The organism is Streptomyces sp. FIT100, assembly GCF_024584805.1.
Classification (GTDB): Bacteria; Actinomycetota; Actinomycetes; order Streptomycetales; family Streptomycetaceae; genus Streptomyces.
The window spans coordinates 4,389,399-4,407,311 of sequence record NZ_CP075715.1; the positions used below are offsets into that span (position 1 = coordinate 4,389,399).

Below are 17,913 nucleotides of genomic sequence, written 5' to 3' on the forward strand. Positions count from 1 at the left end.
GGATTGACGCGTTGCCCGCCCGTTCGCATGTCCGCGCACCGTTCCGGCGCCGTGCGTCGGCCGACCGGAATGAGCCGAGGTGAGAGCCTTCTCTCTCTTGGTGCAAATGGCTTCAATGGCGTACATAATGGACGTCTGTCATGCGATAGTCGTGCCGTTGGCGTGTATGTTCCGGGGCCGAGAGCCTTGGAAGGGATCGATCCGGTGAAGGTGAAGAAGAAGTTCGCAACCGCGCTGTCCGGCAGTGCGCTCCTGGTGCTGGCGCTGTCCGGCTGCACCGGCGACGACAGCGACGCCAAGGTGAATGCCTGGGCCAAGACGGTCTGCGACCAGGCGCAGCCGCAGATCCAGAAGAGGGCCGACGCCCAGCAGGCGATCATCTCGACCGCCGCCGACGGCAAGCCTGCCGATATCCAGGCCGCGGACTCGAAGGCCTTCCAGGACATCGCCGCCGCCAACAAGGCGCTGGCCGCGGCAGTGCAGGAGGCCGGTACGCCGCCGGTCGAGAACGGCGAGAAGCTGCAGCAGGACGCCGTCAAGGAGCTCAACGCCACCTCCGTCGCCTACCTGGACCTGAAGAAGAAGGTCGACGCGCTCGACCCGAAGGACCAGCAGAAGTTCGCCGACGGACTGCAGGGCGTCGCCGACGGTCTGGCGAAGATCGAGAAGATGGACCAGGACTCCCTGTCCAAGCTGCAGTCCGGCGAGTTGGGCCAGGCGATGGCGAAGGAGCCCGGCTGCCAGAAGGTCAAGCCGTCGTCGACCGCCAACCCCGGCTCGGACGCGTCCGCGCCGGCGAGCAAGCCGTCGAACGCCTCCGGACCGTCCAAGTCCCCTGCCACGTCGAAGTCCGCGGACGAGTAGACCCCGGCAGCCCAGGTCCCGTCGCTCGGCCCGTGCCCGCCATCGGCCGGGCGGCGCCCGCGGGCGCAACCATCCGGGGCCGCAACCATCCGGTGCCGCAGCCGGTACGAGAACGCAGCCGGTACGAGGCGGCGCCGCACCCGTACGGGGCGGCACCCGTACGAGGTCGGCCCGGCACCCGCGGGTCGCCGCGGTCGCGGCCGCGGCCGGGCCGTCCGGTCCGCGTCCCCGTGATCGACGTACAGGGCATGCCCGGGACGGGATGCCCCACTGCCCGCGCGGCAGGGGTGACCGCCGTGGCCCGCGGGAGAGAATGGGCGCGTGAGTACGACCAGCCTTGCCGCAGACCTCCCCGTCCCCGATCAGTCCGCCCGGCTCCGCGACGCCCTGCTCGCCGCCGACTTCACCGCCGACGGGCTGCTCGACCTGCTGGGCGGGTCCGCCTATGCGGCCCTCGCCCGCAGTGAGACCGTTCCGGCGCTGCGCGCCACACGCGGGGACTCCCCGCTGGAGACGCTCGTCCGGCTCTTCCTGCTCCAGCGGGCGGTGTCGCCCGAGCGCGCGCGGGCCGCGCTGCCGCTGGACGTGGCGCTCGCCGGCGGCTGGCTGACCGAGGACGGCGACGACGGGGTGCGGGCGACGGTGGACATCCGCCCCTACGGCGGGCCCGACGGTCAGGACTGGTTCATCGTCTCCGACCTCGGCTGCGCGGTCGGCGGAGCGGGCGGGGCCGGCGGCCGGGCCGAGGGCGTCGTGCTCGGCGTCGGCGGCGCTTCCACCACGCTCGCCGGGCTCACCGTCCGCACGCCGGTGTCCTCCGCCCTCGACATCGGCACGGGCTCCGGGATCCAGGCGCTGCACGCCACCCAGCACGCCACCCGGGTCACCGCCACCGATCTCAACCCGCGGGCGCTGGTCTTCGCCCGGCTCACCCTCGCGCTGTCCGGAGCGCCCGAAGCCGATCTGCGCGAGGGCTCGCTCTTCGCGCCGGTGGAGTCGGAGACGTACGACCTGATCGTGTCCAACCCGCCCTTCGTCATCTCTCCCGGCGCCCGGCTGACGTACCGGGACGGCGGGATGGGCGGGGACGATCTGTGCCGCTCGCTCGTTCAGGAGTCGGGGGAGCGGTTGAACGAAGGGGGGTTCGCGCACTTCCTCGCCAACTGGCAGCACGTGGAAGGGGAGGACTGGCAGGAGCGGGTGCGCTCCTGGGTGCCGCGCGGATGCGATGCCTGGATCGTCCAGCGCGAGGTGCAGGACGTGACGCAGTACGCCGAGCTGTGGCTCCGGGACAGCGGTGACCACCGCACCGCTCCCGAGGAGTACGCGGCGCGCTACGACGCGTGGCTGGACGAGTTCGAGGCGCGTGGGACCAAGGCGGTCGGCTTCGGCTGGATCTCGCTCCGGAAGTCCGGGGCGGCGCAGCCGTCGATCGTCGTGGAGGAGTGGCCGCACCCCGTCGAGCAGCCCCTCGGCGAGACGGTGCGGGCCCATTTCGAGCGGCAGGACTATCTGCGGACGCACGACGACGCGGCGCTGCTCGCGGACGCCTTCGTGCTGGCCCCTGAGGTCATGCAGGAGCAGGTCGGACTGCCGGGCGCCGAGGATCCCGAGCACGTCGTGCTGCGGCAGAACCGCGGCATGCGCCGTGCGACGAAGGTCGACCATGTCGGCGCGGGCTTCGCCGGGGTCTGCGACGGCACGCTGAGCGCCGGACGCATCCTCGACGCCATCGCCCAGCTCGTCGGCGAGGACCCGGTGCTGCTCCGGGACCGTACGCCACAGGCGATCAGGGTGCTCGTCGCTGAAGGCTTCCTGGAGCCGTCCCCGGAGCGCGGATAGCGGGCGACGGGCCGGAGCCGACCGTGTGAATCCGGTCATAGGCCACACGTCGGGTGCACCCCTGGTGCGTACGGGTCACGGGGCACGGGGCTGCACGGCGGGTCCACGGAGGAGGCGCCTCCTGTTCCGTTTCTGTCGTTCTGTCGTTCTGTCGTTCTGCCGGCAGCTCCTGCGCACGACCGGCGCCGCCCGGGTGAACCCTCACCGCGTTCACGCGGAATTCGCGTGGGTGACGCCCGGAGGTGTCAGCCTCGGCCCCAGGGGCATCCCGGAGGCAGGCCGAGGAGGAGGAGACGCGCATGGAGAGCGGTCCGGCGATCTTCGCGGGAACGGCATTCGCGCTGTTCGGAGCGGCACTGCTGGTGTGGACGGGTGCGCGCGTCCTGCACCGCGCGCCGGTCGCACACGGTGTGAACCGCGCCACCGCCGCCGCCCTCACCGCGATCTTCGGAACCGTCTTCCTCGTCGCCGGCGTCTGGTGCTTCAGCCGCGTCTGAGCACCCCTGCGCCCACGCCGCCCAGGGCGCCTGCGCCCACCCCGCCGGGCGACCGTCCTGGCGCCGCCCCGCGCGGCACGCCCTGAGACCGGCATGGCGGTCCGGGCGGCAGGAATGCCTGGAGTCGGGTTACCGTTCGAGTGGCCGTTGCGAGCTTTTGCCGTTTGACACGGGGGCGGGTTGTACCGTCACACTCCGCAGCGACAGCAGTGGCAGTACGGCCCGTACGCCGTACGCCGTGCGCGTACGTGCCCACCGAGCGTCGACCGGAGAGAAGAGCGAAGTTGTCCCCGACCAGCGAGACCGCACAGGGCGGCCGCCGACTCGTCATCGTCGAGTCGCCTGCCAAGGCGAAGACGATCAAGGGCTACCTCGGCCCCGGCTATGTCGTCGAGGCGAGCGTCGGGCACATCCGCGACCTCCCGAACGGGGCCGCCGAAGTTCCCGAGAAGTACACGGGCGAGGTCCGCCGCCTCGGCGTGGACGTCGAGCACGACTTCCAGCCGATCTACGTGGTCAACGCCGACAAGCGGGCGCAGGTCAGAAAGCTCAAGGAGCAGCTCGCCGAGTCCGACGAGCTCTACCTCGCCACCGATGAGGACCGCGAGGGCGAGGCCATCGCCTGGCACCTGCTGGAAGTCCTCAAGCCCAAGGTCCCGGTCAAGCGGATGGTCTTCCACGAGATCACCAAGTCCGCCATCCAGGAGGCCGTCGCCAACCCGCGCGAGCTGAACCAGCGGATGGTCGACGCCCAGGAGACCCGCCGAATCCTCGACCGCCTCTACGGCTACGAGGTCTCGCCGGTCCTCTGGAAGAAGGTCATGCCCCGGCTGTCCGCGGGCCGTGTCCAGTCCGTGGCCACCCGCCTCGTCGTCGAGCGCGAGCGCGAGCGCATCGCCTTCCGCTCCGCCGAGTACTGGGACCTGACCGGCACGTTCTCCACCGGCCGCACCGGTGACGCCTCCGACCCCGCCGCCTTCACCGCCCGCCTCACCACGGTCGACGGGCAGCGGGTCGCCCAGGGCCGCGACTTCGGCCCGGACGGGCGGCTCAAGTCCGGCCAGGTGCTGCACCTCGACGAGGCGAACGCGCTCGCGCTCAAGGCCGCGCTGGAGAACGCCGCGTTCGCGGTCCGCTCGGTCGAGTCGAAGCCGTACCGCCGCTCGCCGTACGCCCCGTTCCGTACGACCACCCTCCAGCAGGAGGCCTCGCGCAAGCTCGGCTTCGGGGCGAAGGCCACGATGCAGATCGCGCAGAAGCTGTACGAGAACGGCTTCATCACCTATATGCGTACGGACTCCACGACGCTCTCCGACACCGCCGTCACGGCGGCCCGGGCGCAGGTCACGCAGTTGTACGGCGGTGACTACCTGCCCGAGAAGCCGCGCACGTACGCCGGGAAGGTCAAGAACGCGCAGGAGGCGCACGAGGCGATCCGCCCCTCGGGCGACCGCTTCCGCACCCCGGCCGAGACCGGGCTGACCGGCGACCAGTTCCGGCTGTACGAACTGATCTGGAAGCGGACCGTCGCCTCCCAGATGAAGGACGCCGTCGGAAACTCGGTCACCGTCAAGATCGGCGGCCGCGCGGCCGACGGCCGGGACGCCGAGTTCAGCGCCTCCGGCAAGACGATCACCTTCCACGGCTTCATGAAGGCGTACGTGGAAGGCGCCGACGACCCGAACGCGGAGCTGGACGACCGCGAGCGCCGCCTCCCGCAGGTCGCGGAGGGCGACCGGCTCACCGCCGAGGAGATCACGGCGGACGGCCATGCCACCAAGCCGCCGGCCCGCTACACCGAGGCGACGCTGGTCAAGGAGCTGGAAGAGCGCGAGATCGGCCGCCCGTCGACGTACGCCTCGATCATCGGGACCATTCTCGACCGCGGCTACGTCTTCAAGAAGGGCACGGCCCTCGTCCCGTCCTTCCTCTCCTTCGCCGTGGTCAACCTGCTGGAGAAGCACTTCGGCCGGCTCGTCGACTACGACTTCACCGCCAAGATGGAGGACGACCTCGACCGCATCGCGCGGGGCGAGGCCCAGGCGGTGCCGTGGCTGAGGCGCTTCTACTTCGGCGAGACCGTGCCTGACAGCGGCTTCGCCGCGGGCGGCGAGGGCACCGCCGCCGAGGCTGGGAACGGCGACGGCGACCACCTCGGCGGCCTCAAGGAGCTCGTCACCGACCTCGGGGCGATCGACGCCCGCGAGATCTCGTCCTTCCCGGTCGGCAACGACATCAAGCTGCGCGTCGGCCGCTACGGGCCGTACGTGGAGCGCGGCGAGAAGGACGCGGAGGGCCACCAGCGGGCCGACGTCCCCGCCGACCTCGCACCCGACGAGCTGACCGTCGAGCTCGCCGAGGAGCTGCTGGCCAAGCCGAGCGGCGACTTCGAGCTCGGCAAGGACCCGGAGACGGGCCACGAGATCGTCGCGAAGGACGGGCGCTACGGCCCGTACGTCACGGAGATCCTGCCCGAGGGCACCCCGAAGACCGGCAAGAACGCGGTGAAGCCGCGGACCGCCTCGCTCTTCAAGTCGATGTCCCTCGACACGGTGACGCTGGAGGACGCGCTCAAGCTGATGTCGCTGCCGCGCGTCGTCGGCAAGGACACCGAGGGCGTCGAGATCACCGCCCAGAACGGCCGCTACGGCCCGTACCTGAAGAAGGGCACGGACTCGCGCTCCCTGGAGAACGAGGAGCAGCTCTTCACCATCACGCTCGACGAGGCGCTGGCGATCTACGCCCAGCCGAAGCAGCGCGGGCGTGCGGCGGCCAAGCCGCCGCTGAAGGAGCTGGGCACGGACCCGGTGAGCGAGCGTCCGGTCGTGGTGAAGGACGGCCGCTTCGGCCCGTACGTCACCGACGGCGAGACCAACGCGACCCTGCGCACCGCCGACAGCGTCGAGACGATCACCCCCGAGCGCGGCTACGAGCTGCTCGCCGAGAAGCGCGCGAAGGGGCCGGTGAAGAAGGCCGCCAAGAAGGCTCCCGCGAAGAAGGCGGCGGCCAAGAAGACGGCGGCGAAGAAGACGACGGCCGCCAAGACCGCCGCGAAGAAGACGACCACCGCCAAGAAGACGACGGCGAAGACGGCGGCCAAGAAGACGGCCGCGGCGAAGACGGCGGCCGCGAGGACCTCGTCCGCGGACGAGTAGTCGAGCGGGCAGCGGACATGAGGGGCCACCCGTGGGTGGCCCCTCTTCCGTTGGCCCGCCGCTCTTCCGTTGGCCCGCCGCCCGTTTGTTCGGACTGGGCCACCGAGGAGCCATGTGCTCCGGATAGGCTGGGCGGATGACGCGAGCGGACCAGCCAACGGCCCAGAGCCCCCTCTCTGACCCCGGCGCACTTGCCGCAGACGCCCTAGCCGCGGACTCGCGCGAGCGCGCCGTGCGGTCGCTGCTGCGCGTACCCGCGCTGCGGCGCCTCTGGGGAGCACAGCTCGTCGGCGGCGTCGGTGACGCCCTCGCGCTGCTGGTGCTGGTTCTGCTGGCCCTGCAGGCAGCGATCACCGAGGGGGCCTTCGGCGGGGGGTACCGGGGGGCGGCGTTCGCCGTCGCCGCCGTGTTCGGCGCCCGTGTCCTCGCGACGCTGCTCTTCGGGGCCGTACTCCTCGGCCCGCTCACCACGCTCACCGCGGCCAACGGCCCGCTGGACCGCCGCTGGACGATGATCGGCGCAGACGGCGTCCGTGTCGCCCTGCTCGTCATCGCGCCCCTGTGGATCGACTGGGTCCCGGACAGCGCCCTCGGATACCTCCTGGCCACGGTCTTCGTCGCCGGTGTCGCCGAACGGTTCTGGACGGTCGCGCGGGAGAGCGCCGCACCCGCGCTGCTTCCGGCGCCGCCGCTCGAAGGCGCCGCGGTACGGCCGCTTCCGGACCACCAGGACGCACTGCGCCGGCTCTCCCTGCGCACCGCCTTCGCGGCGGTCCCCGCGGGCGCCGCCGTCCTGCTCGTCGCCACGCTGATGGGCAATCTGCTCGGCACCGGCATCGAGTGGTTCTCGCTGCACCAGGCGGCCCTCGGGTCGTACGTCGCGGCCGGGCTCTTCGCCGCCTCGGTGTCCGTGCTGTACGCCGTCGAGCTGCCGGACGCGCAGACTCCGCGCCCCCGCTCCCCCCTGGAGGGCCTGCGCCGTCCGTCCACGGGCAGCGGACTCGACAAGGGCCGTACGGGCGCGGTGCCGCTGCTCGTCCTCGCCTGCGCCGCGATCGCCGGAGCCATCGCCTCCGCCACGGCCGTCGCCGTACTGCACGCCCGTGACCTCGGTGGCGGGCCCGTCGCCTTCGCCCTGCTCGTCCTGGCGCTGACCGGCGGTACGGGACTCGGCATCCGCGGCGCCAAGGCCGTGCTGCCCGCTCTCTCCCGCCGCCGCCTCCTCGCCCTCGCGATCGCCGTCACCGGCATCGCGCTGCTGACCCTCGGGCTCGTGCCGGACACGGCGACCGTGCTCTTCATCGCCGTGCTCGCGGGCGGCGCGGCCGGCGTCGCCGCGCACACCGGGCATGCCCTGATCGACCTGGAGACGGAGGAGTTCCGCCGCCCGCGGATCACCGAGCATCTGCAGGCCGTCGTCCGCGTCTCGATCGGTCTCGGTGCGATCGCCGCCCCCCTGCTCGCCGCCGCCATCGGTCCGCACCGCCTCGCCAACGGCGACTTCGTCTTCGCGCACGGCGGCGCCGCCTTCACGCTGATGCTGGTCGGCGCGCTGCTGCTGCCCGTCGCGGTGATCGTCCTCGCCAGGACCGACGACCGTTCCGGAGTGCCGCTGCGCCGCGACCTGGCCGACGCGGTGCGCCGTGGCGCGGACCCGCGGCAGGCGCCGTCCGCGACCGGGTTCTTCCTCGCCATGGAGGGCGGCGACGGAGCCGGAAAGTCCACGCAGGTGGATGCGCTCGCCGAGTGGATCCGCGCCAAGGGGCACGAGGTGGTCGTCACCCGCGAGCCCGGCGCCACCCCGGTCGGAAAGCGGCTCCGCTCGATCCTGCTCGACGTGTCCTCGGGCGGTCTGTCCAACCGTGCGGAGGCGCTGCTCTACGCCGCGGACCGCGCCGAGCACGTGGACACGGTCGTACGCCCGGCGCTGGAGCGCGGTGCGATCGTCATCTCCGACCGGTACATCGACTCGTCGGTCGCCTACCAGGGGGCCGGCCGTGATCTGTCCCCGACGGAGATCGCCCGTATCTCCCGATGGGCGACGGACGGACTTGTTCCGCATCTGACGGTGCTGCTGGACGTCTCCCCGGAGACCGCGCGCGAGCGCTTCACGGAGGCACCGGACCGGCTGGAGTCGGAGCCGGCGGAGTTCCACCAGCGGGTACGAGCCGGCTTCCTGACCCTGGCCGCGGCCGACCCCGGCCGCTATCTCGTGGTCGACGCCGGCCAGGAGCCGGAGGCCGTGACCACCGTCGTACGCCACCGGCTCGACCAGGTGCTCCCGCTCTCCGACGCCGAGGTGAAGGCACAGGAGGAGGCCCGGAAGGCCGCCGAGGAGGAAGCCCGCCGCAGGACCGAGGAAGAAGCCGCCCGGAAGGCGGAGGAGGAGCGCCTGGAGCGCGAGCGCCAGGAGCAGCTCGCCAGGCTGCGCGCCGAGGAGGAAGAGCGCAAGCGGCTGGAGCTGGAGGAGGCGCGGCAGCGCGAGGTCGAGCGGCAGGCGGATGAGGCCAGACAGCGCGCAGAGGACGCGCGGCGGCTGGCCGAGGAGGAACGCCGGCGGCGCGAGGCCGAGGAGAAGATCCGCCGGGAGGAAGAGGAGCGCCGTCGTCGGCGGCAGGCCGAGGAAGAGGCCAGGCTGCGCACGGAGGCGGAGGAGCGGCGCCGCGAGAAGCAGCGCAAGGCGGAGGAGGCCCTGCTGCGGGCCGAGGAGGCCCGCAGGGCGGCGGAGGCCGCCACTTCTCCGATGATGGGTGCGAACGAGGTGACCCAGACGGTGAGGACCCCCGTCGTGGGAACTCCGGGCGGCGAGCCCCCGGCCGTGGACGCCCCGACCGTGCAGACGCCGCGTCCGCACATCGACATGACGAAGCAGGACGAGGAGACGACCGTCCTCCCGCAGGTCCCCGAGGCGTCGCAGGTCCCGCAGGTCCCGGAGGCGTCGCAGGCCGATCCGGCCGCCGACGAGACGGCCGTCCTCCCACCGGTGCAGGACGACCGCCCCGCGGACCGCGTGCCTCCCGGCATCTTCCGCGACGAGGAGCCGCCGGCAGCGGCTCCCGGAGGGAACGACCGCACGCGTGAGCTGCCGCAGGTCGATGAGGAGGGACGCCCGCGGCGCCGCTCCGACTGGGCGGAGGAGACCCCGCTCGACGACTTGCCGACGCTGGCGGACGAGCTGCTGGGCCCGCACGACGACGAGGACGGGCGGTACCGGCGGCGCTAGGGGGGTGTCCGGTGGGTACCAATGGTTTTCCACAGGCGTGGGGCGCTGTCGGCGCCCTGCCCCACAATGGGAACCCGGTGCCGCACCTCACCTCACCTCACCTCACCGGTGCACACCTCGTACGACGTCGGAGCGGAAGGCGGTGACGGCTGCATGGCCGTGTGGGACGACCTGGTCGGGCAGGAGCGCGTCCAGGAGCAGCTCGCCGCCGCCGCGCGGGACGCCGACGCGCTGGTCACGGCGCAGGCCGCGGGGGAGCAGCCGCCCGACGCGTCCAAGATGACGCACGCCTGGCTGTTCACGGGCCCGCCCGGGTCGGGCCGCTCCACCGTCGCACGGGCGTTCGCCGCCGCCCTTCAGTGCACCAGCCCGGACCGGGCCCTGGGCGGAGCACCGGGCTGCGGATTCTGCGACGGCTGCCACACCAGCCTGATCGGCACCCACGCGGACGTCGAGGTGGTCCGCACCGACCTGCTGTCCATCGGTGTGAAGGAGACGCGCGACCTGGTCCGCCGCGCCCAGCTGTCGCCCGCCGTCGGCCGCTGGCAGGTCATCGTCCTGGAGGACGCCGACCGGCTCACCGAGGGCGCGGGAAACGTGCTGCTGAAGGCCGTCGAGGAGCCCGCCCCGCGCACGGTCTGGCTGCTGTGCGCGCCGTCCCTGGAGGACGTGCTCCCCACCATCCGGTCCCGCTGCCGCCACCTCACACTGCGCACCCCGCCCGTCGACGCCGTGGCGGACGTCCTGATCAGACGGGACGGCATCGAGCCCGACGCGGCCACGGCAGCCGCTCGGGCGACCCAGGGGCACATCGGCAGGGCCCGCCGGCTCGCCACCGACGAGCGTGCCCGTGCCCGTCGCGCCGCCGTCCTGAAGCTTCCGCTCCGCGTCGAGGACGTCGGCGGCTGCCTCAAGGCCGCGCAGGAGCTGGTCGACTCCGCGGGCGAGGATGCCAAGCAGGTCTCCGAGGAGGTCGACGTCAAGGAGACGGAGGACCTCAAGGCCGCCCTCGGTGCCGTGGCGGGGGGCCGGATGCCGCGTGGCACGGCGGGGGCGATGAAGGAGCTGGAGGACCGGCAGAAGCGCCGCAAGACCCGCACCCAGCGGGACAGCCTCGATCTCGCGCTCACCGATCTGACCGGGTTCTACCGCGATGTGCTCGCCCTCCAGCTGGGCTCCTCGGTGGCCCTTGCGAACGAGGACATGCGGGACGCACTCGACCGGGTGGCACACGGCTCGACCCCCGAGCGCACCCTGCGCCGGATACAGGCGGTGCTGGCCTGCCGCGAGGCGCTGGACTCGAATGTGGCGCCCCTGCTGGCGGTGGAGGCGATGGCGCTGGCCCTCCGCGCGGGCTGACGACATCCGAACCGCCCATACGGGCTGCAAGGGGTACGAAACCGTGCTCGGCGGTTAGGCTCCCAGAATGGACACCAGGCAACGCCTCCGGACCCGTCTCCGGACCTCCGCCCTCGCATTCACCGCGGCTGCGGGCATGCTCATCTCCGGCTGCAGCGGCGGCGGTTCACTCTCGGAGGTGTTCTCGCCGTCCGGGTCGTCGACCGCGTCCGCTCCCGTCGGGGGCGGCGTCTCGTCGGCCGAGTTGAAGCCGTTCTACAACCAACGCCTCGCCTGGCGGGACTGCGGCGCATCCGGCTTCCAGTGCGCCACGCTCAAGGCCCCGCTCGACTACGCGAAGCCGACCGGGCCGTCGGCCGAGCTGGCCGTGGCCCGGGTGAAGGCGACGGGCCCGGGCAAGCGGATCGGTTCGCTGCTGGTCAACCCGGGCGGGCCGGGCGGCTCCGCCATCGGCTACCTCCAGGCGTACGCCGGTCTCGCGTACCCGGCCCCGGTCCGGGCCCAGTACGACATGGTGGCGATCGACCCGCGCGGAGTCGCCCGCAGCGAGCCGGTCGAATGCCTCGACGACAAGGGGATGGACGCCTACACACAGACCGACCAGACCCCTGACGACCGCGCCGAGATCAGCAGGCTGAGCACGGCCTACAAGGGCTTCGCGGCAGGCTGCGAGAAGCGCTCCGCCTCGGTCCTGCCCTATGTCTCGACCGTCGAGGCGGCCCGTGACATGGACATCCTGCGCAGTGTGCTGGGCGACCCGAAGCTGTCGTACGTGGGAGCGTCGTACGGCACCTTCCTGGGCGCGACATACGCGGAGCTCTTCCCGGACCGCGTCGGCCGGCTCGTCCTGGACGGGGCGATGGACCCCTCACTGCCGGCCCGCCAGGTGAACCGCGACCAGACGGAGGGCTTCGAGACCGCCTTCAAGTCCTTCGCCGCCGACTGCGTGCGGCGCCCGGACTGCCCCCTCGGCACCACCTCCGCCGCGGATGCGGCCGGCCGGCTCAAGGCGTTCTTCACCAAGACCGACGCCACCCCGGTCCCGGCCAGCGAGAGCCGCGAGCTCACCGAGTCGCTGGCCACGACGGGCGTGATCGCCGCGATGTACGACGAGGGCGCCTGGCCGCAGCTCCGCGAGGCGCTGTCCCAGGCCATGAACGGCGACGGCTCCGCACTGCTGGCGCTGTCGGACTCGTACTACGAACGCGACCCCGACGGGGCCTACGCCAACCTGATGTACGCCAACGCCGCCGTGAACTGCCTCGACACCCCACCCGCCTTCACCTCCCCCGACGAGGTGACGACGGCCGTCGCCGACTTCGAGAAGGCGTCCCCCGTCTTCGGCAAGGGCTTCGCCTGGGCTTCCCTGAACTGCGCCTACTGGCCTGTCCGCGCCACCGGCACCCCCCACCGCATCGAGGCGAAGGGCGCCGCCCCGATCCTCGTCGTCGGTACGACCCGCGACCCGGCCACCCCCTACAAGTGGGCCCAGGCCCTCTCGGAGCAGCTGTCCTCCGGCACCCTGCTCACCTACGACGGCGACGGCCACACGGCATACGGCCGCGGCAGCGACTGCATCGACACGGCGATCAACACCTACCTCCTGGAGGGCACCCCGCCGACGGAGAACAAGCGCTGCACCTGACCACCCCGGCAGGCACCGGGCCGGTCAGAGGCACCCCGATTAACCCTGTAGACTTAGCGCCGCTGCTGATGCGAGCCTGCTCTTCCGGGGCGGGACTGTCGGCAGCTTGCCGCCTTAGCTCAGATGGCCAGAGCAACGCACTCGTAATGCGTAGGTCTCGGGTTCGAATCCCGAAGGCGGCTCTGTGGAAGCCCAGCTCAGACACTGTCTGAGCTGGGCTTTTTCGTTCAGCGGATACGGCGACGACGCTGCGCGCGGGCCGCGCGGGTGTCAGCGGTCTCAGTGGTGGTCTCAGCGGGGCCCGGAACCGGGGTCGCAGGCGGGGGTACGAAGAACTCGCCCATGCGTTGCATGGTGTCCTTCGACAGGTGGGATCGGCCCTTCGCGTACCGCCGGGTCTGACTGATCGCGTGTGCCGCAGGGTTTCCATGATCGTGGGCATGTCGACACCCAGTTCGTTCAGGATCGCGCCGGCGGTGTGGCGGCTGCCGTCGTACAGGGGGCGGTCATCGATCACTGCTTCCTTCACGCCGGGCCCTGCGCGTGCGGCCCAACTTGATCTGCTTCAGGACGCCTTCGGCCACCAGCTCGCTTGGTTGTACTCTCCCGGGGTGACTGCGATCTTCGACGAGACCGTCCGCGCCCGGCTGCAAGCCCCCAACATTTGGTACGTCGGCACTGTGTTCGCCGACGGAGCACCGCAGGTCAGCCCCATGTGGGTGGATCTGGAGGGAGAGGGGGAGCTGATGTTCAACACCTCGGTGGGCCGGGTGAAGGAGGAGAATCTGCGCCGCGACCCCCGCGTCTATCTCTCGCACGCGGACGCCGTCGACCCCTTCGACAGGGTGCAGATCAATGGTGTGGTGACCCGCTTCATCGAGGGTCAGGAGGCGCACGACCGGATGGACCAGCTGGCCCGCAAGTACCTGGGCAGCGAGCGCTTTGAGTGGCTCATGCCGGGCGAGCAACGGGTTGCTGTGATCGTGCGTCCGGTCAAGGTGCGACACATCGTCGGGGTGGAGCACTTCCGGCCCGGTGGACCCGCCCCCGCTCCCTGACGGGCACCGCTGAAGCGGCGCGGTGCGGGAAGGTGGCTGTCAGCGGCGGTGAGCACGCCGACCAGCAGCGGGCCGCGCCTGGTGGATGTGCAGGCCGTGCCAGGGCTCGTCCGGCGGATCATGGGCCGAGCAAGGGCCGGGCCGAGGAGAGGGCCGGCCAGTGACCTCGTCGTGTTGACCGCCCCCGGCAGGCGGTGCTGGAGTCGGCAGGTGGACAGCATCCCCGCCAACCGGCGGCTCTGGAACAAGATCAGCAGCGCCTACCAGCACAAGCACGACCCGCAAATCGGCGCCGCACCCCGGCTGTGGGGCATGTACTCCATCCCCGACGCGCACCTGCACGCCCTGGGCGACGTCGCCGGCAAGCGCGTCCTCGAACTCGGCTGCGGCGCCGGGCAGTGGTCCAGGGCGCTCGCCGCCGAGGGCGCCACCGTGGTCGGGCTCGACCTGTCCGAAGCCCAACTCGCCGCAGCGGCCCGCGCGATGGGAGCGGACCGCTACCCGCTCGTGCAAGGCGCCGCGGAACAACTTCCCTTCGCTGCGGACAGCTTCGACCTGGTGTTCTGCGACTTCGGTGGGCTCAGCTGGGCGCCCCCGCACCTGGCCGTCCCGCAGGCCGCACGCGTCTTGGGTCGAGGCGGGCGCCTGGTGTTCAACGTCGCCAGCCCATGGTTCGAAGCTTGCTACGACGAAGCCGCCAGCCGCGTGACCACGACGCTGCGGCAGGACTACTTCGGGCTGAACACCATCGCCGAAGACGACGGCGCGACCAGCTATCAGCTCACCTACGGCGACTGGGTCAAGGTTCTGCGCGGCGCGGGTCTCATCATCGACGACCTCATCGAGCCGCGGCCCGAACTCGGAACACCCAACGGCTACAACGAAACCGACCCACCCGACTGGGCACACCGCTGGCCGGCGGAACTGCTCTGGGTAACCCACAAACCGTAAGGTCCGCCGCGCCGAGACGTGACGGCATCCCCTCGCCGGGCAGGCCGAGGTCCTGCCCGGCTGAATCATGGGCGTAGCCATCTGGCCTGGTCTTTTCTGTTGCTCGGGGCATGGTGGTGCACACGGGCTGGAGGGGCGTGGGTTGTCGTTGGGTTGCTTGCTGAGCGACGAGGAGGGGCTGACGGTCCCTCCGCTTGTCGCGCCGCTCCGGGCGTTGTCCGCGCATGTGCGGGCGGGTGGGGAGGGGGGTCTCCCCTTGCCTGGGGTATTGGTCTAGTCCAAACTCGTCATGGACATGGACGGCGACTCTGCAGAGTCGGTCGCGCACGGCCCGCAATGCCGCCGCCGGTCCTGATCGACAGGTCGCGGTCATTGAATGAGGGGGATGCCATGTCAGAGAGGACGCCGGCCACGGGGCTTCCCCGGGGAGGTCCGGCAGGCGAGCCGGGCCCGTTCGGGACATGGCTGCAGGCGTTCCGAAGACGGGCCGGGCTGAGCCAGGAGGTGGCCGCGTCGCGGGCCGGGATCAGCACCAGGGCGCTGCGGGACATCGAGCGGGGCCGGGTCCAGCGGCCCCAGTCGCGCACCCTCCGGCGCCTGGCCGAGGCGCTGGGGCTGACCGGCGGTGAGCTGGCGGACCTGCTGGCCGCCGCCCGTACCGGGCCCCCGCGCGGCGCCGTTCGGCCGCGCCTGCTGATCCTCGGCCCGCTCTCCCTCCAGCGCGGCCAGACCCCTGTCCCGGTCACCAGCCCGATGCTGCGCCGCCTGCTCGGGCTGCTGGCGCTCAAGCACCCCGAGCCCTCCACCCAGCAGGAGATCACCGACACCCTCTGGCCGTCCGGGCCGCCCACTTCCCACCAGAGCCTGATCCACACCTACGTCAGCCAGGTTCGCCGGCTGCTGGAGCAGGGCGTCCCGCGGACCGTCCCGCCGCCGACCGTCGTCCGGACCCCCACGGGCTATCTGCTGGAGGCGTCCCGGAACCAGATCGACCTCGGCCACTTCGACGAGTTGCTGGCTCAGGCGGAGCGCCTGCACCGCGCGCCGGACCCGCGGGCCGTGTACGAGTCGCTGACGCAGGCCCTCCAGTGGTGGCGGGGGCCGGTGCTCGCGGACGCGGACCCGGTGCTGCGCCAGCATCCGGCCGCCGTGGTGGCCAACGAGCGGCGGGTCAAGGCGGTGCTGCTGCACGCCGACACCGCGCTGCTGCTGCGCCGGCCCGAGGAGGCCGTCCCGGTGCTGTGGGACATGGTGAACACCGAGCCCTTGCACGAGGGTCTGCACGCCCGGCTGATCCTCACCCTCGCCAGCTGCGGGGAGCAGGCCGCCGCGCTCAACGTGTTCAGCCGCCTGCGCGACCGGCTCGACAAGGAGTTGGGCATCGCGCCCAGCGCGGAGGTCCGTGACGCCCACCTGAGGGTGCTGCGCCAGCAACTGCCCCTCGCTCAGCGCCCGGACCACCCCGCGCCGGCCGACCGCACGGCGCTCACCGGCCCGCTCCCGGCCCAGCTGCCCGCCAGGGCCGGCTCGTATGTCGGGCGGCGACGGCAGATGCGGAAGCTGGACGCCCTCGTCTCGCCCGACCCGGCGCGGCGCTCGCATGTGGTGGCGGTGGTCGGTGCGCCCGGGGTCGGCAAGACCGCGCTCGCCAAGCACTGGGCGCACGCGCGGCGCGAGCACTTCGAGGACGGACAGCTGTTCGTCGACCTGCGCGGCCACTCCCCGCTCCCGACGCTGCGTCCCGGCGACGTCCTGGCGCAGTTCCTCCGGGCCCTGGGTGCTCCGCCCGACCAGCTGCCCGCGGAAGAGGACGAGGCCGCGGCGCTGTACCGCACACTGCTCGCCGACAAGCAGATGCTGATCGTGCTGGACAATGCGCGCGACGCCGAGCAGGTCAGGCCGCTCATCCCGGGCGCCCAGGGCTGCGCGGTGGTGATCACCAGCCGTAGCCGGCTCGCGGGGCTCGTCGCGAGTGACGGCGCCCGCCAGCTCGTCCTGGACGTGCTCGATCCGGACGAGGCACGCCAACTGCTCGGCAGCACCATCGGTGAGAGCCGGGTCGCCGCCGAGGAGGAGGCGGCGCGCAGGCTGGTGCAGGTCTGCGGCGGCCTGCCGCTGGCCATCCGGATCGCCGGTGCCAACCTGCTGGCCCGTGACGCCGGTATCGCCGACTACTGCGCCGAGTTAGCGGGCGACGACATGCTCAGCCGGCTGCACATCGAAGGGGACCGGCGCTCGACGGTACGGGCCGCCTTCGGCCTGTCCTACTGCGCGCTCCCGGCCGCGTCCCAGCGGATGTTCCGGCTGCTCGGTCTGATGCCGGGCCCGGACGTCACCGTGGACGGCGCCGCGGCGCTGGCGGACTCGACCTCGGCCGAAACGGCCGGACTGCTGGTGAGCCTGACGGACGCCCATCTGGTGCGGGAACGGGCGGCCGGCCGGTTCGGGTTGCACGATCTGCTGCGCTCCTACGCCCGCGAGCTGGTCAGCAGGGAGGAGGCGCACGCCGCCCGGCAGCGGCTCTTCGACTGGTACCTCTACCACACCGACGCGGCGGCCCGACTGCTCTACCCCGCGGATTCGGCCTCGGTCCCGTGCGCCGGGACGGCGCCCTCGGCCGCGCTGGTCTTCTCGGACCACGGTCAGGCCTCGGAGTGGCTGGACAGCGAGCGGGAGAACCTGGCCGGCGCCGTCCTGCAGGCGTCCGGCACCGGTTTCACCGCCGTCGCCTGGCGGCTGGCGGAGAGCCTGCACGGCTATCTCTCGGCAGGCATGTACACGGGCGACTGTCTCAAGGTCGCGACCGCCAGCCTGTTCGCCGCCGTCGCCGACGGCGAGTTGCGGGCCCAGGCCGCCGCCCAGTTGCGGCGCGCCGAATGCCACTGGGTGCTGGGGAACAGCGCGCAGGCCCTGGAGCTGTTCGGCAGTGCGCTGGAGCTCGCGCGGCAGGCCGGCTGGCTCGACGGGCAGGCGCTGGCGCTGCGCCGCATCGGAGCCGCGCACCAGGAGAACGGCGCCACGCGGCTGGCCTGCGACTACCTCTCCCGGGCCCGCGAACTCATCCGGTGCGGCAACGGGGCGGGGAGTGCGGACGACGTCACCAACCTGGGGCTGATCTGCTGAAGGCGCGGGCGGTGGCACGATTCCGCCGAGCCGGGCCGAGCCGGGCCGGGCCGAGCCGAGCCGAGCCGAGCGCTGCTCGCGGTCCGGATGCGGTGGCGCCGAGCTGCCTTCCCCGGCGCGTGCACCGACCCGGGCGGCCACTGCGCCGTACGGCCCCCGGCCCACATGCTGGCGGGGTTCCGCATGTGCGAGGTCC

The 17,913-nt window shown here is 72.2% G+C and carries 10 protein-coding genes, 1 tRNA gene and 1 pseudogene; 11 read left to right on the forward strand and 1 reads right to left on the reverse strand.

What is annotated here, in order from left to right:
* Window positions 1-210: 210 nt before the first annotated feature.
* The 8 genes from KK483_RS19805 (at window position 211) to KK483_RS19840 (ending at window position 12,767) form a co-directional block, all read left to right on the forward strand.
* On the forward strand, window positions 211-864 hold the full coding sequence (locus KK483_RS19805; RefSeq protein WP_262009608.1) for a small secreted protein: 654 nt from the start codon (window positions 211-213) through the stop codon (window positions 862-864).
* Between the two features lie 321 nt (window positions 865-1,185).
* Window positions 1,186-2,706, forward strand: coding sequence for a class I SAM-dependent methyltransferase (locus KK483_RS19810; protein ID WP_262006543.1), 1,521 nt, complete (start codon window positions 1,186-1,188; stop codon window positions 2,704-2,706).
* Window positions 2,707-3,005: 299 nt separating this feature from the next.
* A complete protein-coding gene (locus KK483_RS19815; RefSeq protein ID WP_262006544.1) occupies window positions 3,006-3,203 on the forward strand; it encodes a hypothetical protein in 198 nt (65 codons plus the stop codon).
* A gap of 284 nt (window positions 3,204-3,487) precedes the next feature.
* The gene (gene topA / locus KK483_RS19820; RefSeq protein WP_262006545.1) at window positions 3,488-6,358 is read left to right on the forward strand and encodes a type I DNA topoisomerase; all 2,871 of its coding nucleotides are present in this window, start codon (window positions 3,488-3,490) and stop codon (window positions 6,356-6,358) included.
* A 136-nt stretch (window positions 6,359-6,494) separates the two neighbouring features.
* Window positions 6,495-9,581, forward strand: coding sequence for a dTMP kinase (gene tmk, locus KK483_RS19825; protein WP_262006546.1), 3,087 nt, complete (start codon window positions 6,495-6,497; stop codon window positions 9,579-9,581).
* Window positions 9,582-9,734: 153 nt separating this feature from the next.
* The gene (locus KK483_RS19830) at window positions 9,735-10,940 is read left to right on the forward strand and encodes a DNA polymerase III subunit delta' (protein ID WP_262006547.1); all 1,206 of its coding nucleotides are present in this window, start codon (window positions 9,735-9,737) and stop codon (window positions 10,938-10,940) included.
* Between the two features lie 67 nt (window positions 10,941-11,007).
* Entirely contained in the window at window positions 11,008-12,585 is a 1,578-nt protein-coding gene (locus KK483_RS19835) for an alpha/beta hydrolase (RefSeq protein ID WP_262006548.1), read from the forward strand.
* Window positions 12,586-12,693: 108 nt separating this feature from the next.
* Window positions 12,694-12,767: transfer RNA gene (locus KK483_RS19840), tRNA-Thr, on the forward strand.
* 45 nt (window positions 12,768-12,812) lie between these two features.
* Here the strand turns inward: KK483_RS19840 and KK483_RS19845 are convergent.
* Window positions 12,813-13,108: pseudogene (locus KK483_RS19845) on the reverse strand (integrase); the annotation flags it as partial.
* Window positions 13,109-13,196: 88 nt separating this feature from the next.
* Between KK483_RS19845 and KK483_RS19850 the strand changes: the two are divergent.
* From KK483_RS19850 to KK483_RS19860, 3 genes are all read left to right on the forward strand, one after another.
* The gene (locus KK483_RS19850) at window positions 13,197-13,643 is read left to right on the forward strand and encodes a TIGR03618 family F420-dependent PPOX class oxidoreductase (RefSeq protein ID WP_262006549.1); all 447 of its coding nucleotides are present in this window, start codon (window positions 13,197-13,199) and stop codon (window positions 13,641-13,643) included.
* Window positions 13,644-13,853: 210 nt separating this feature from the next.
* Window positions 13,854-14,594, forward strand: coding sequence for a class I SAM-dependent methyltransferase (locus tag KK483_RS19855; protein ID WP_262006550.1), 741 nt, complete (start codon window positions 13,854-13,856; stop codon window positions 14,592-14,594).
* A 390-nt stretch (window positions 14,595-14,984) separates the two neighbouring features.
* On the forward strand, window positions 14,985-17,717 hold the full coding sequence (locus tag KK483_RS19860; protein WP_262006551.1) for a BTAD domain-containing putative transcriptional regulator: 2,733 nt from the start codon (window positions 14,985-14,987) through the stop codon (window positions 17,715-17,717).
* Window positions 17,718-17,913 lie beyond the last annotated feature (196 nt).

Bases quoted from the DNA above. Each gene is read 5' to 3' on its own strand.
- KK483_RS19835 (WP_262006548.1), top strand. From the start codon at position 11,008: ATGGACACCAGGCAACGCCTCCGGACCCGTCTCCGGACCTCCGCCCTC.
- KK483_RS19815 (WP_262006544.1), top strand. From the start codon at position 3,006: ATGGAGAGCGGTCCGGCGATCTTCGCGGGAACGGCATTCGCGCTGTTC.
- tmk (WP_262006546.1), top strand. From the start codon at position 6,495: ATGACGCGAGCGGACCAGCCAACGGCCCAGAGCCCCCTCTCTGACCCC.
- KK483_RS19860 (WP_262006551.1), top strand. From the start codon at position 14,985: ATGTCAGAGAGGACGCCGGCCACGGGGCTTCCCCGGGGAGGTCCGGCA.
- KK483_RS19830 (WP_262006547.1), top strand. From the start codon at position 9,735: ATGGCCGTGTGGGACGACCTGGTCGGGCAGGAGCGCGTCCAGGAGCAG.